Source organism: Necropsobacter massiliensis, assembly GCF_000827595.2.
Classification (GTDB): Bacteria; Pseudomonadota; Gammaproteobacteria; order Enterobacterales; family Pasteurellaceae; genus Necropsobacter; species Necropsobacter massiliensis.
Window position 1 is genome coordinate 55,303 of the sequence record NZ_LN776179.1, and the last position, 14,543, is coordinate 69,845.

12 protein-coding genes and 2 tRNA genes are annotated in these 14,543 nt (G+C 41.9%); 11 read left to right on the plus strand and 3 right to left on the minus strand.

Annotated elements, in window-relative coordinates:
- Nucleotides 1-76 precede the first annotated feature (76 nt).
- Nucleotides 77-853, plus strand: coding sequence for a TOBE domain-containing protein (locus BN3349_RS02330; RefSeq protein WP_040975685.1), 777 nt, complete (start codon nucleotides 77-79; stop codon nucleotides 851-853).
- A gap of 64 nt (nucleotides 854-917) precedes the next feature.
- On the opposite strand, the gene uvrD is transcribed toward BN3349_RS02330, so the two are convergent.
- The 3 genes from uvrD to BN3349_RS02345 all read right to left on the minus strand — a co-directional run bounded on the left by uvrD (nucleotide 918) and on the right by BN3349_RS02345 (nucleotide 5,218).
- Nucleotides 918-3,101, minus strand: coding sequence for a DNA helicase II (uvrD, locus tag BN3349_RS02335; RefSeq protein ID WP_040975686.1), 2,184 nt, complete (start codon nucleotides 3,099-3,101; stop codon nucleotides 918-920).
- Between the two features lie 136 nt (nucleotides 3,102-3,237).
- On the minus strand, nucleotides 3,238-4,329 hold the full coding sequence (rlmM, locus tag BN3349_RS02340; RefSeq protein WP_040975687.1) for a 23S rRNA (cytidine(2498)-2'-O)-methyltransferase RlmM: 1,092 nt from the start codon (nucleotides 4,327-4,329) through the stop codon (nucleotides 3,238-3,240).
- The gene (locus BN3349_RS02345; RefSeq protein ID WP_040975688.1) at nucleotides 4,322-5,218 is read right to left on the minus strand and encodes a transcriptional regulator GcvA; all 897 of its coding nucleotides are present in this window, start codon (nucleotides 5,216-5,218) and stop codon (nucleotides 4,322-4,324) included. The genes rlmM and BN3349_RS02345 overlap by 8 nt, the downstream gene beginning before the upstream one ends.
- A gap of 452 nt (nucleotides 5,219-5,670) precedes the next feature.
- Here BN3349_RS02345 and BN3349_RS02350 point away from each other — a divergent pair, with 452 nt between their 5' ends.
- The 10 genes from BN3349_RS02350 (at nucleotide 5,671) to BN3349_RS02395 (ending at nucleotide 14,543) form a co-directional block, all read left to right on the plus strand.
- Nucleotides 5,671-6,690: a branched-chain amino acid aminotransferase gene (locus BN3349_RS02350; RefSeq protein ID WP_040975689.1), complete on the plus strand. Its 1,020-nt coding sequence runs from the start codon at nucleotides 5,671-5,673 to the stop codon at nucleotides 6,688-6,690.
- 125 nt (nucleotides 6,691-6,815) lie between these two features.
- Complete coding sequence (pgsA, locus tag BN3349_RS02355; RefSeq protein WP_040975690.1) at nucleotides 6,816-7,367, plus strand: CDP-diacylglycerol--glycerol-3-phosphate 3-phosphatidyltransferase; 552 nt, start codon at nucleotides 6,816-6,818, stop codon at nucleotides 7,365-7,367.
- A gap of 180 nt (nucleotides 7,368-7,547) precedes the next feature.
- Nucleotides 7,548-7,623: transfer RNA gene (locus BN3349_RS02360), tRNA-Gly, on the plus strand.
- A 3-nt stretch (nucleotides 7,624-7,626) separates the two neighbouring features.
- Nucleotides 7,627-7,713: transfer RNA gene (locus tag BN3349_RS02365), tRNA-Leu, on the plus strand.
- Nucleotides 7,714-7,788: 75 nt separating this feature from the next.
- The gene (locus BN3349_RS02370; protein WP_011271825.1) at nucleotides 7,789-8,625 is read left to right on the plus strand and encodes a ParA family protein; all 837 of its coding nucleotides are present in this window, start codon (nucleotides 7,789-7,791) and stop codon (nucleotides 8,623-8,625) included.
- 1 nt (nucleotide 8,626) lies between these two features.
- Nucleotides 8,627-9,982, plus strand: a complete 1,356-nt coding sequence (dnaB, locus tag BN3349_RS02375; protein WP_040975691.1) for a replicative DNA helicase — start codon at nucleotides 8,627-8,629, stop codon at nucleotides 9,980-9,982.
- Nucleotides 9,975-11,675 carry a ParB family protein gene (locus BN3349_RS02380; protein ID WP_040975692.1) on the plus strand — a complete coding sequence of 567 codons (1,701 nt, stop codon included), beginning with the start codon at nucleotides 9,975-9,977 and terminating at the stop codon, nucleotides 11,673-11,675. The genes dnaB and BN3349_RS02380 overlap by 8 nt, the downstream gene beginning before the upstream one ends.
- Entirely contained in the window at nucleotides 11,675-12,226 is a 552-nt protein-coding gene (locus BN3349_RS02385; RefSeq protein WP_005653590.1) for a DUF2857 domain-containing protein, read from the plus strand. Before BN3349_RS02380 ends, BN3349_RS02385 begins: the two co-directional genes overlap by 1 nt.
- Nucleotides 12,227-12,375: 149 nt before the next feature.
- Complete coding sequence (locus BN3349_RS02390; protein ID WP_005687549.1) at nucleotides 12,376-13,599, plus strand: STY4528 family pathogenicity island replication protein; 1,224 nt, start codon at nucleotides 12,376-12,378, stop codon at nucleotides 13,597-13,599.
- Between the two features lie 188 nt (nucleotides 13,600-13,787).
- Nucleotides 13,788-14,543, plus strand: a complete 756-nt coding sequence (locus BN3349_RS02395) for a PFL_4669 family integrating conjugative element protein (RefSeq protein ID WP_005667775.1) — start codon at nucleotides 13,788-13,790, stop codon at nucleotides 14,541-14,543.

The window sequence follows — 14,543 nt, forward strand, 5'->3', positions numbered from 1 at the left end:
AATCGAAAAATAAAAGCTACAGAAAAAAAGAACTTTCCATTAAAATAAATCAACCGGTCAACATGGAGCAATACTTATGTCGGAAACAGAAATTCTTCTCACAATAAAACTGCAACGACAACTTTTTGTCGATCCGAAACGGATTCGTCTGCTAAAAGCAATTCAGCAATACGGTTCAATTAATCAAGCGGCGAAAAATGCACAGGTCAGTTATAAAAGCGCATGGGATCATCTGGAAGCAATGAATGCGATCAGTCCGAAACCCTTGCTCGAACGCAATATCGGCGGCAAAAACGGTGGCGGTACAATGTTGACGGTGTATGCCCAACGCTTGCTGCAACTCTATGATTTACTGGAACAAACCCAACAAAAAGCGTTTGCCATCCTGCAAGACGAAAGCGTACCACTCGACAGCCTACTTTCCGCCACCGCCCGCTTCTCTTTGCAAAGCAGTGCCCGAAACCAGTTTTTCGGTCAAGTCAAACACTTGCGTTTACAAGATATTCACTGTTATGTGGAAATCAGGGTTAATGGCTTTCCGCAGCCGCTCATCGCCTCAATTACAGCGCAAAGTGCGGCGCGTTTACAGCTTGTTTGCGGCAAAGAAGTGATGATTATGGTGAAAGCGCCTTGGGTAAAACTGCACCATAGTCCACCGTCAGAGACGCAAAACTGCTTTCCTGCAAATATCAGTGCAATAACCGACAAAGCGCAGGTCAAAGAAGTGATTCTCTCGCTCGGAAACAAGACCGAATGCTGCGCGACCGTCAGTAAAAACGAACAATTCCGTGTGAATGAAAACGTTTACTGCACGATTGATCCGGAGCAGATCGTATTGCTCACGTTATATTAAACCAACGTAACGGCAGCCTGCAGCTCAAAGCTGCCTTTCCCCATGCGCAAAGTGCGGTGTTTTTTCACAGTTTTTCCAACTTCGCCAGTGCGGCAATCAGCCATTTAATACCTTGTCCCTGAAATGCAATTTGCAAACGGGTTTGATTGTCCGCGCCTTCCACGTTGATGACGGTTCCTACGCCGAATTTCGCATGTTTTACTTTTTGTCCGCTTTTCCATTCGCTTTCTGACAATGCGGATGTCGGCACAATACTGCCCACCGCACTGCGGTTATAGGCGCGGGTCACGGTGCCGCGCAGGCGCACTTCCTGAATACAGTCGTTCGGCAATTCGGCAATAAAACGCGACGGCAAATGACGCTCTTCTTTGGCATATAAACGGCGGCTTTCCGCATAACACAGGGTCAATTTTTTCTTTGCCCGAGTAATGCCTACATAAGCCAAACGGCGCTCTTCTTCCAGTCTACCTGGTTCTTCAAAGGAACGGAAACTCGGAAACAGCCCTTCTTCCACCCCAACAATAAACACGCGGGCAAATTCCAGCCCCTTCGCCGAATGCAGCGTCATCATCTGCACGCAGGATTGGTGCGGCGAAGCCTGTTCTTCGCCAGCTTCAAGGGAAGCGTGAGTTAAAAAGGCGGTCAAATCCGACATCTCTTCCGCCTCGTCCGGTTTGATAAATTCTCTGCTGGCAGTCACTAATTCTTCCAGATTTTCGATCCGCACTTCGCCTTTCTCGCCTTTTTCCTGTTTATACATATCATATAAACCGGAATGCTTAATCACGAAATCCGTTTGTGCGAATAATGGCATCTCTTCTGTGTCACGCTGCAACGAGTTAACCAGTTCGAGAAAACGCACAAGCGCGGTCGCGGCGCGCGCGGACAGCATATTTTCCTGAATTGCCACCTGCGTTGCCTGCCACAGCGTGAGCTGCCGTTCACGGGTTAACGTTCGCAGACTGTCGAGCGTGCGATCACCGATACCGCGCGGCGGCGTATTGACCACGCGTTCAAAGGCGGCATCATCCTGACGGTTGGCGATCAAACGTAAATAAGCCAACGCATCTTTAATTTCCTGCCGTTCAAAGAAACGCATGCCGCCGTAAATACGATAGGGAATTTTCGCCCGAATCAGCGCTTCTTCAATCACGCGCGACTGGCTGTTGCTGCGATACAATACGGCGCAATCATCCAGTTTGCCGCCCTCTTCCTGCCAGATATTAATTTGGCTTGCCACAAACAGCGCCTCATCCAGTTCATTGAACGCCGCATAAATGCCGACGGGTTCGCCCTGCTCGCCGTTCGTCCATAAATCTTTACCTAATCGGTTATTGTTATTGGCAATTAAGTGATTGGCGCTTTGCAAAATATTGCCCGTTGAGCGATAATTCTGTTCAAGGCGGATAGTCTGCGCGTGATGAAAATCCTGTAAAAAACGGTGAATATTCTCAACCTGCGCGCCACGCCAGCCATAAATCGACTGATCATCATCACCGACAATCATCAGCTTGCCCTGTTCACCGGCAAGCAATTTAATCCACGCATATTGAATTTTATTGGTATCTTGAAATTCATCCACCAGAATATGCTGAAAACGCTGGCGATAACGCTGCAAAATAACCGGCTTTTTCAGCCACAATTCGTAAGCGCGCAGCAACAGCTCGGAAAAATCCACTAAACCGGCGCGATCACAGGCGTCTTGATAAATGTGATAAATGCGGATCCATTCCCGTTCCTGCGGATCATTGCCGTCATCAATTTGAGCCGGGCGCAATCCTTCTTCTTTTTTATTATTGATATACCAGCACGCCTGTTTGTAAGGGTACATTTTTTCGTCGTAATGATGCAGCTTCATCAAACGCTTCACCAGCCGCAGCTGATCCTCGCTGTCCAGAATCTGAAAATCCTGCGGCAGACCGGCATCGGCATGATGTGCGCGTAATAGACGATGAGCAATACTGTGAAAGGTGCCGACCCACATACCGAATAAACGCTGCGATGAATATTGAACCAACGTGGACTCAATCCGCTGGCGCATTTCCGCCGCCGCTTTATTAGTGAAAGTCACCGCCATAATGCTACCTTCGGCGATATGCTCCACCGCGATAAGCCAAGCAATGCGGTATGTCAGCACACGGGTTTTACCACTGCCCGCCCCCGCCAGCACCAGATAATTGCCTAAGGGCGCAGCAACCGCTTCGCGTTGTTTATCGTTTAATCCGTCAAGTAATTCAGAAATATCCATTACATCACCACTGTTTTTTTATACAGGCTAAATTATATTGAGTTTTTCCGCAAAGAACAATAAAAAGTGCGGTCGGAATTTGAAAGGTTTTAGCGCAGACAATCGCTTCGGTGCGGTGTACCACACCGATGTAGCTTTAGCGAATGAGCTTAATATGCACGGTAATTTCTTCCCGGTCATGATAAAGATGTTTAGCCTGCACGGAAAAACGTAAGTCCCGTTGCTGCAATGCCTGTCGAATGTCATGCAAACAGCGACATACTTCGGCATAACGTTTTTTCATCGGCAGTTTCAGATTGAAAATGGTTTCGTTGCACCAGCCGTTAGTCAGCCATTTGCCGATCAAGGCGGTAATACGACTTGGTTGCTCCACCATATCGCACACCAGCCAATCAATACGGTGATGCTTCGGCGGCTGAAATTTAAAGCCGTCTTCCGCACAATGTTCAATGCGTCCCGTATCATGCAGACTTGCCGCCATTTTGCCATGATCGACGGCATACACAAATAAGCCACGTTTTACCAGCTGATAAGTCCAACCGCCCGGGCAAGCCCCGAGATCCACCGCGTACATATTTTCATTGAAATGGCGACGCTCTTGCTGACGCGGAATAAAGGTCAGAATCGCTTCTTCCAGTTTCAATGTTGAGCGGCTCGGCGCCTGTGGCGGGAATTTCAGCCGCATAATTCCCATAAAATGCGGCGAATGATTATCGTTATAAGAATAGCCGATATAACAACGGTCAGATTGAATGAAAAAAATGTGCAATGTCAGACCGCACTTTTCATTCGCTTTAGCGCACAGCCAACCTTGCTGTTTCAAAGCGTTGCGCATCGGTACGGTAAATTTTCGGCAAAATCCGGAAAGTGCTTTGGCATCGTTGGTATCGGCGGTTTCCACTCGAATCTCATTGCTTTGGTGTAAAGGGACTAACCGTTCAATCCACTGGTACTGCGCGATAATCGGACTAATGCGATCCTGCGGTGGTAAATCCTGCAACAAATCCGACACGACAATCATCTGGCGAGCAAAAATCAACTGATTAAACGGAATTTCACGCGCCAGCCGATCCGCCTCATGCGGCTGGTAACATTCAAAAATCACATAACCACTGTTTTCTATAACGCGGGCAAAACCAAAAATATTCAGCTGCGTCGCTTTATCGCTGATTTCTGCGGCGGTTTCTTTTTCAAATCCGGCACGGCAATATAATGCTAACTTATTCATCGTCGCCACTCTGTTTCATTGCTTTGATGATCCAATCACGAAACGCCGAAATTTGCGTATCATTGGCTTTATCGAGACGATTGACCACATAAAAGGATTTCGGATCTTTCAAATTGGTGGGTAATACGATTTGCAAATTACCGTTGCTGATCTCCTGCTGCGCCAACACGCGGTTTGCCAGCACGATACCTTGCCCGTGCACCGCCGCCTGCAACGCCATAAAAGTGTGGCTAAACAGCGGTCCGTGCTGAATATCCAGGCCGTCCAATTGCAAATAATTCGCCATATTTTGCCAGTTATCGCGGGTATAAATGTGAATTAAGGTATGCTTTTTAAGATCTTCTTGTGAATGGACCGATTGCTGAGCCAGTAATTTCGGCGATGCCAGCAACAATAAATGTTCTTCCGCCAGTTTTTCCACCTGCAAATTATCCCAGTTTCCCCGACCGTAATAAATCGCCACATCCACATCTTTATTTAATAACCCTTCATCCTGATCCACGCCTTTCAGACGCACTTCAATATCCGGATGCAACTGATGAAACTCGCTCAAGCGCGGTACTAGCCATTGAATCCCGAATGTCTGTGGCACGCTGATGGCCAGATGTTTGTCATTTTTCTGCGCCAACAAATTATCTGTCGCTTCCGCCAAACGGTGCAGGACCTTGGTGACGTCGGTAAAATAGGCTTTACCTAATTCGGTTAATTCCAGCGAACGATTTTTGCGTTTAAATAACTCAATGCCTAAAAAATCTTCTAATAGTTTTATCTGATGGCTCACCGCCGCTTGGGTAACAAAGAGTTCATCCGCCGCTTTAGTGAAGCTTAAATGGCGGGCAGAACATTCGAACGCTTTCAGTGAATTCAGGGGAGGCAAACGTTTATACATAAATCTTCCCAATAATAAAAATTTAATTTATAATAAGTTACTGATTTTCGGATTAGTTTTTCTAATATCTCAAATAAAAAAATATCTATTGTCCAACCTGGACGACCTCTCTACAATACGCGCCATACTTAATGATTGGTAATTCCTTACTGGTTAAAGAGTTTCGGACTTAAGTATGATGTTGTGTTTGCATATTGTCCGGGAAGCCGGACAGAGTAACTGATAAAGTTACTCATTTCACTTCCTGTATATTTTTTAAACCCTATTTAGGTTATACACCGCTCTTATGAGCGGTGTTTTTTTATCTGCGCATACTACCACAATCTCACCGACATTTCCCCCGTCAAATTAAATAAATTGATAAAATTCTCCGATTTTAATCCGAAACGGTTTTCAACCCATAAAGAATGGTGTAGATTAAATTTATCGTATTAATGTTTAAAGGAAGCAAAATGAGTAAAAATATCGATTGGCAACATCTAGGTTTCAGTTATATCAAAACTGATTACCGCTATATTGCCTACTGGCAAGACGGAAAATGGTCTAAAGGTGAATTAACACAAGATAATCAACTACATATCAGCGAAGGTTCAACCGCACTACATTATGGTCAGCAATGTTTTGAAGGACTGAAAGCATACCGCTGCAAAGACGGTTCAATCAATCTGTTCAGACCGGATCAAAATGCACTACGTATGCAGGCCAGCGCACGACGCTTACTGATGCCAGAAGTCCCAGTTGATATGTTTATTGACGCTTGCAAACAGGTGGTGAAAGCCAACGAAGAATGGCTTGCGCCTTACGGCAGTGGCGCAACCTTATATTTACGCCCATTCCTGATTGGGGTCGGAGACAATATCGGCGTCAATGCCGCACCGGAATATATTTTCTCAATTTTCTGCTGCCCGGTCGGTGCTTATTTCAAAGGCGGCATGAAACCGACTAATTTTATCGTTTCCGAATACGATCGCGCAGCGCCGCACGGTACCGGTGCCTCCAAAGTCGGCGGCAACTATGCGGCCAGTTTGTATCCGGGTAAAAAAGCCAAAGAACGCCATTTCAGTGATTGTATTTACCTTGATCCGGCCACCCACACCAAAATTGAAGAAGTCGGTTCGGCAAACTTTTTCGGGATTACGAAAGACAATAAATTCGTTACACCGCTATCGCCATCCATTCTACCGAGTATTACCAAATATTCGCTGCTTTATTTGGCCAAAGAACGCTTGGGTATGGAAACCGTTGAAGGCGATGTGTACATCAATCAACTAGATCAATTTAAAGAAGCCGGCGCCTGCGGTACTGCGGCGGTGATCTCGCCGATCGGCGGCATTCAATATGGTGACAATTTCCACGTATTCTATTCTGAAACTGACGTCGGCGATGTTACTAAAAAACTTTATGACGAACTGGTCGGCATTCAGTTCGGAGATATCGACGCACCGGCAGATTGGATTGTTAAAGTAGAATAATTGTCCTGTCATTATTGAAAAAAGATTGGAGCATAATCCAATCTTTTTTCCTCAAAATACCCCTGTCCAAGCCGCATAATATGTTTTAAAATACAGTCGAATTATCGACTACTGACCGAATTTCTATGAAATTGAATTTTCCTACCATTCTGACATTATTCCGGGTCGTACTGATCCCATTTTTTATTATTGCCTTTTACCTCCCTTTCACTTGGGCGCCTCTAGTAACCACCGTTATCTTCTTTGTGGCGTCCATAACCGACTGGTTCGACGGTTATCTGGCGCGTAAATGGAATCAAAGCACGCCGTTCGGCGCATTTTTGGATCCTGTTGCCGACAAAGTCATGGTTGTCGCCGCACTGGCTCTAGTCATGGAATATCAACATTCTTTCTGGGTCACACTTCCTGCCATCATCATGATTTCGCGAGAAATCATTATCTCTGCCTTACGGGAATGGATGGCGGAAATTGGCAGTCGCAGCAAAGTTGCGGTGTCATGGCTGGGGAAAGTCAAAACCGCCTCGCAAATGCTTGCACTGGGCGGCTTGCTATGGCGCTATAACGTACTGATGGAAATCGCTGGCATTATTTTTCTATACATCGCTGCGATCTTGACTGTCTGGTCAATGCTGCAATATTTAAAAGCCGCAAAAGGTAATCTGTTAAACGAACAATAATCCGCATTATCGCAAAAAGTGCGGTCAAAATTAACATAGTTTATGCCATAAACAGAGTATACATCAGGCATGATTTCTTTTTAGACAATCAGATTTAAATGTGCATTTTCTATTTGACTAATGACAAGAAATCCGTAGAATTCACCACGTTATTCGGCAGCAAGATGCAGCCATCAAAATGCGGGAATAGCTCAGTTGGTAGAGCACGACCTTGCCAAGGTCGGGGTCGCGAGTTCGAGCCTCGTTTCCCGCTCCACTCGCCCGAGTGGTGAAATCGGTAGACACAAGGGATTTAAAATCCCTCGCCTTTCGAGGCGTGCCAGTTCAAGTCTGGCTTCGGGCACCATCTAATTCCAAACCAATAATCAGTACCTAGTCCAATACTTAACTTTAATTTTTAATTATCGTTAGGTGAGGAATTATGGACTTCTCTTCTGTTTCTAAAAAACCTTATATTATTACTGTCGCTTGTACTAAAGGCGGTTCTGCAAAAAGTACAAATGCTGCCAATATTGGGGCGTTCTGCGCTGACCACGGTTTAAGAACTCTTCTTATTGATACTGATACTCAACCAACCTTAAGCTCTTATTATGCTTTAACTGAAGAAGCTCCCGGTGGTATTTATGAGTTTTTAACCCGTCGTGATATTGAACCTTCCCATATCATTTCAAAAACATCCATTCCTAATTTGGATTTAATTCAATCAAATGATCCATCAAACAATGTAAGTCAAACTCTACGTAATGCCCCTGATGGTGCAATTCGATTTAGTCACTTAATTAAAAACATTGATAATTATGATGTTATTGTGGTTGATACTCGAGGTACTAGAGACATTACTGTCGATATGTCTGTCTTAGCAGCTGACATCCTATTCTGCCCTATTCTTCCACACATTCTTTCTGCGAAAGAATTTATCCGTGGAACTATCGGAATGTATCAAGATTTAGAAACCTTTGAATCATTTGGCTTCAAATTACCACCTCTCAAAGCTATCGCAAATTGCGTTGATAATACTAATGACGTGAAATTTGTACTCAATCAATTACACGTACTCTTTGAAACCAATTTTGATGAAAGCAAAACCTTCCTTGATTTTTCAATCCCTGCGCATGTGGCATATAGAGAAGCTGCAACTTATTCATTGCCAGTTTATCGCCATAGCCAAGCTGAATATCCTGTTATCAAAGAACTGTGTTGCTTGTTACTCCCTCAATTTAAAACACTTTTTGATAAACCAATGAAAAAGGAAGGCTAATATGACTGATAAACTTATTGCTTCTATTGAAGCGGAAAGTGCGGTCATTGGTGCTCTCATTATTGATAATGACAAATTTGATGAGATCGCAACTTTACTGCGCTCTGATGATTTTTATGTCTCAGCTCATAAAGCATTGTTTGAAGGTGTTAGCCATCTATTAACACAAGGAAAACCCGCTGATATTTTAACTTTGGAGCAGTATTTCAAAGATAAAAAACTGATTGATCAGATAGGGGGATTAGCATACTTAGCTGACATTATTCACAATACCCCTTCTGCATCTAATATCACTGCGTATGCTGAGATTATTTCTCGTTATAGCAAACAACGTCGTTTTTTGACTCTGGGCCAGTTTATTGTAACTGAAATGCAATCTTCAAAAGATGAGATTGAATTAACTTCTTTTGAGGAAAGTGTTGATAAGCAATATACCAATATTGTCATCGAACAAGAGACGGATGGTGTTGCTGATCTTAATGCAAGTTTCGAGCGAATCCTTTCTCGCATGGAAACGTCCTCTATTAATGCCGATCCAGTTAGTGGAACACCAACAGGCATTATTGAATTAGATAGAGCAACAACAGGCGGTCAACCAGGAGAACTTATCATTATTGCAGCTCGTCCAGCAATGGGTAAAACAACCTTTGCACAAACGATTGCCGCAAGTACGTTAGATAAATTTCCTGACAGCCCTATCCAATTTTACAGTCAAGAAATGCCCGCTGATCAACTATTAGAGCGTTTTATGGCAATGCGCTCTCGCGTCAGCTTGCAATCTATCCGTCAAGCGACTGAGCTTGAAGAGGAAGAATGGACTCGTCTTGCTAATGCAATGGGGACAATTAAAAAAGACTGGAAAGGTCGTTTGCTAATTGATGATGAAGCTTCTTTAACACCTCATCGTTTACGCGCCAAAGTACGTAAAAACACTCGTCTATACGGCAAACCTAAAGCGATTTTCATTGATTATATCCAACTAATGAGAACCGGAAATAAAACTGAAAATCGCAATTTAGAACTTGCCGAAATATCCAATGATTTAAAGAAATTAGCCAAAGAAACTGGATGCCCAATTTATGCATTATCTCAACTAAACCGAGGTTTAGAAAATCGAGCTAATAAGCGTCCAATCAATGCCGACTTACGTGACTCCGGCTCTCTTGAACAAGATGCTGATGTCATCATTCATCTTTATAGAGATGAAATCTATAACCCTGACACAGAAGATAAAGGCATTGCGGAAATCATCATTGGTAAACAGCGTAATGGCCCGTTAGCCACAGTAAAAACACTGTTTCAAGGTCAATACAGCATTTTTGAGAATTTAACGACACAGGATAGATATTATGAATAATCCATTTATTGCTAAAAATAAAAAACAACAAAGTCAATTAGACGCGATTGCGAAAGGATTAAATGTTCAACCTATTAATAATCAGTCTGCTGCTTATCAAACAACAACAGCAACACATTATCCTGCGCAATCTAAATACATTACCGTTACGTTAGATAAATTACGCCCTTATGAACACAACCCTCGTAAGACACGTAATCCTAACTTTGAAATGATTAAAGAGTCAATTCGTCGTCGTGGTCTTGATCATAAACCAAATATCACTCAACGACCTGGCGAACCTTTTTATATCATCGCTGACGGTGGGAATACTCGTATTCAAGCGTTAAAAGAACTGTTTACAGAGACTCAAGATCAACGTTTTTGGTCTATTGAATGCTTATACAAACCTTGGAAAGGTGAAAGTGCTGATAGTGTAGAAGCAGAATTAGATTTGCTTATTGGTCATTTAATTGAAAATGATACACGTGCAGATTTAACCTTTATTGAGAAAGCGTTAGGAATTCAGCAAGCGAAAGAATACTACGAGAAAAAGTTAGGGAAATCCCTTTCTGCTCGTGAGCTTTCAAGTGAGTTAGAAAATGATGGATACATAATTTCAAAAACATTGGTTCATAAAATGGAACAATGTATAACATTCTTATATCCATACATTCCTGATGTGTTATTTAATGGTCTAGGTCATGCGCCAATTGATAAATTGCTTGCGATTCGTAATAACGCCTTAGCCATTTGGCAAAATTATCAATTTGAATTAGATGTGACCTTTGATGAAATTTGGGGACACAGCCTAGCTCGTTGTAATGATGACCAACCGTTTCATATCAAAGTCTTCCAAGACAATCTCATTGATGAAATGTCATCCATGTTAGGTGATCGTGTAAGTTATGAAGTCCTTTACCTTGAAATTGATCTCGATGAGCAAAAATTCAAGAAAATGGCGCAAAAACAACACGAAATACAGCAAAGCGTACAAGAAAGCATCCAAGATGTTCAAGCGTTTAATACACCACAGCCACAAGAAACCGTATTAGATACATTATCTCAACCTAGTGTAGTCACTACTCCAAAAATGACTACTACTGAAAAAAAATCAATACCTGCGCCAGTATTAAAGCAAGCAAGTGTTGAAATTTCTCCTTCATTTGAGGATGAAGCAGATAATAAAACAGAGGATGAAGAGTTTGATGAAGCTAATGCTAATTCAGAAGGGCTTTCTTTTGATTTTGCTAAAAATTTAACTCAACAATTTGGTATTACTCCAGGCATGAGCATTCAGGAGCAACGCCAACAACGTGCAGAAGAAAATGGATTAGGCTTTGCTTGCGTAGGCCGTCAACCAGTTGATGATATTTGGAAAATTTATCCTGGTCGTCAGCATAAAGTAGAAGCTTATTCACTAGCACTCGACATTGCGGAAAGTGTTGGATTAACTGACTACATTGAACATGTAGTAAAAGAGCCTGTTGATTACACTTACCGCGTAAAACCATTAGATAAAGATGTGAGCGGTGTAGCACAGATGTGTTATGACTTCTTAAATTTATTACAAACAGATGTGCACCCACAGACATCTTTCACCTTATTACCGGAATATTTACTCAATACTCAAGAAATTGATGATACCACGCTAGTTAAATTATTCCGTTTAATTCGCCTCGTTCGCTATATTCGTTCAGAAGGAGATGCATAATGAGCATGTTCAGCAATTTAAACCAAGTGGTATTGAATGAGATTTTGGTTAATTTACAAGAAGGCAATATCAATGTTTGCCGGAACTATGGTTTCTCAAAACAAGAATTGCAAGAAATTGAAAAACTCAGCACAGAGGAAGTTTATGAACTGGCTAACACCAAAGCTCCCTTTGCCAAAGTTGAAATTAATCACGATGCATTTTGGCGATTAGTGGCTCGAGTACGCATGTCGTCACAAGAACGTCGCCTTATTGATCGCGCATTAATGTTAGGTGCATCCATCCAAATGCTCAATTCCTACTTCGGCTTAACCACTTCAAAAGTATCTGCTCGTCGTAGCCTACTTGGAAAACAAGAACCAATGGGACGTAAGCCAGCTGCAACCGAAGAGGAAGAAAAATTAATTTGGGACTTATGGCAAGAGCATAAAGGTGATGTTCAAACAATTGAATCAACAGAAGGACTAGAGCTGTTAATTTTAATTGCGGAAGAAACCGGTATTAATTTAACTGAAATTTGGAAACTTGTTAGCCGCTGGAATGCAGCTTAAAAAACATAACGCCCAACCTAGTGCGTTACGTTAAGTTGGGCGTTATTCATATCGTTAGTAAGGAACTTGGGAAAGTTCATTGGCTATTGTAAAGATGTTTAAGCACATTGCAACAATAAAAATGAAATATTCTCAGAGAGAATTAAATTATGGAAACAAAATTACAAGAGCATGGGTTGCTCTTTTTTGGCAACCAGCATGAAACAGTTCCAACCCGTTTGCTATTTGATCCTTATTTAACATCAAGAGCAAAATTGGCATGGCAACTTATAAAATACAAAGCAAGAGAATTTCAATCAGGCATGTTCCCATCATACGAAGTGCTTGCAAAATTACTTTCAGATAAACCTTATGATGAAGCAGAACTCTCGCGTAAGCTAGTTAGCCAAACGTTGTTATTACTTAGATTAACTCGTTGGCTAACACTTTGTGAAACTGTACGTAATGAGCAAGGTCAAGTATTGGGTAATTTTTACATCCTTCATGATGAACCTATGCCAATCATTGATACGATTCAATTAAACCATGATTACATCGCACTCCTTGAAAAATCCATTCAGCATCGAGATAACTTTGTGCGAGGTGTAGCAAACCATATTGTAGAAAACCTGCTCTCAGATAATACTCAGTGGCATTATATTTCTCACATTGACTGGATGCGAGCTCGCCTTCAAGACTATCAAAAACGTCCAAAAATGGATATTTCAGAGCAAGAAGAATCAACATTTATTCAAGAAAACTTACTAAGTTCCAATAAGGAACTCAGTGAAAAAACAGGGGAACTCAGTAAAAATCATCTTAGTTCCAAAATGGAACTCAGTAAAATCAAGCAGAGTTCCAAAAGGGAACTCAGTACCCAAAATGATGATAAGTCATTGATTTCAGGCTTAGTTCCAAAAGGGAACTCAGGTTTTTCACAGTACAGTACAGGTACTAGTATTTATATAAATACGTACTGTACTGGTAATGCGGATGAAATTGACTGGCCGACTAATATTCAGTTTTCATCATTGGAAAAAACAGCAATTATGCAAGCAATGCGTGGACTTGATTTAGGAATCTGTAAAGCGATTTTATTTGAGCTAGAACAGCGTGTGGCAAAAGGTGAAGTGAAAAAACCACAAGGCTATGTAGTGACATTAATCCAACGTGCACACCGTGGTGAATTTAAACCATATTTGTATGAACAATTTTTGGCTACACAAGCGCAATCATTATCATCAAAAAATCGGTTATCACAACATGATGAAACTAGCTTAGTTAATAATGTGAAAGCCGATAGCACAATAAAACCAATGCGAGTGCAATCTGAAGAAGAGCGAAAAGCGAGAGCTGATCGCATTCGACAATTTAAGGCTTCAATTTGCAATTGAATAAGCTGTATAAAAAGTGAATAGTGTAGAAGGGTTCTACAAAGTACAAAATTTAACCACTGTAAAGGGACTTTACAAAGTACAAATTTTAACCAGTGTGCAGGGACTGCACAGTGAACAAAAATTAACCACTGTCCAGGGGCTGGACAAAGTACAAATTCTAACCAAATGATAAAAGGTGACATAACATGACAACAACATACAACCAACAGCTTGGGCCGTTACGCAGTGAGATTACATTTACGCTTCATACCCAGTATGCAACTCGTCTTTGGAATGGTCGTGACTTAGTTAAAAATGAAGCAGGTGAAGTCGTTACATCATCAATTCTCAGTATTCCTAATGCTCTATCTCTATTGAGCCAAATTCAGCAAGCTGCTGAACAAGATGATCCTTATGCTGATGATTATCTACTTCGTTTTGAACAAAAAGTCTTAGGATTTCGTAAAGAAATGCAAGATATGACCTGGAGAATGGTTAATCTCTACAGTGAGAAAATCCCTGAAAACTTTCAAATTGAGCGTTGCGCCAATATTGCTCCGATTCAATACCCTATTTTTGTGAATACTCAGCTGGGTTATCAATTATTGTATCTTTTGGCTGATTTTGATTCGTTAGCTCGTACAGTGATGACCGCTTCACATATTGCATTACTTACAAAAGATGATGCATACGATTGGTTAGAGTCCGGAGCTAAATTAATTCGTCGTGCATTTGGTGTGCTTGAGAATTACCGAAATTCCGGTATTACACGCCAAGATGCGCTTGAAAATAACGCTCGCTATCAAGCTGCTGTAAAACGTATGAAATATACCTTAACGCCTGACGTGCTTTCCGGTACAACACGTGCAACATTTGCTCCAACAATTAAAAAATCATCACTTGCTGAATCAGATGATAATGGCTCTGTTGAAGTCCAAATTACAGCAAATAAAACTGAATAA

Excerpts from the sequence above, each read along its gene's own strand:
- pgsA (WP_040975690.1), top strand. The coding sequence starts at position 6,816 with ATGAAATTGAATTTTCCTACCATTCTGACATTATTCCGGGTCGTACTG.
- dnaB (WP_040975691.1), top strand. The coding sequence starts at position 8,627 with ATGACTGATAAACTTATTGCTTCTATTGAAGCGGAAAGTGCGGTCATT.
- BN3349_RS02395 (WP_005667775.1), top strand. The coding sequence starts at position 13,788 with ATGACAACAACATACAACCAACAGCTTGGGCCGTTACGCAGTGAGATT.
- BN3349_RS02345 (WP_040975688.1), bottom strand. The coding sequence starts at position 5,218 with ATGTATAAACGTTTGCCTCCCCTGAATTCACTGAAAGCGTTCGAATGT.
- BN3349_RS02390 (WP_005687549.1), top strand. The coding sequence starts at position 12,376 with ATGGAAACAAAATTACAAGAGCATGGGTTGCTCTTTTTTGGCAACCAG.
- BN3349_RS02385 (WP_005653590.1), top strand. The coding sequence starts at position 11,675 with ATGAGCATGTTCAGCAATTTAAACCAAGTGGTATTGAATGAGATTTTG.
- BN3349_RS02380 (WP_040975692.1), top strand. The coding sequence starts at position 9,975 with ATGAATAATCCATTTATTGCTAAAAATAAAAAACAACAAAGTCAATTA.
- BN3349_RS02350 (WP_040975689.1), top strand. The coding sequence starts at position 5,671 with ATGAGTAAAAATATCGATTGGCAACATCTAGGTTTCAGTTATATCAAA.
- rlmM (WP_040975687.1), bottom strand. The coding sequence starts at position 4,329 with ATGAATAAGTTAGCATTATATTGCCGTGCCGGATTTGAAAAAGAAACC.
- uvrD (WP_040975686.1), bottom strand. The coding sequence starts at position 3,101 with ATGGATATTTCTGAATTACTTGACGGATTAAACGATAAACAACGCGAA.
- BN3349_RS02330 (WP_040975685.1), top strand. The coding sequence starts at position 77 with ATGTCGGAAACAGAAATTCTTCTCACAATAAAACTGCAACGACAACTT.
- BN3349_RS02370 (WP_011271825.1), top strand. The coding sequence starts at position 7,789 with ATGGACTTCTCTTCTGTTTCTAAAAAACCTTATATTATTACTGTCGCT.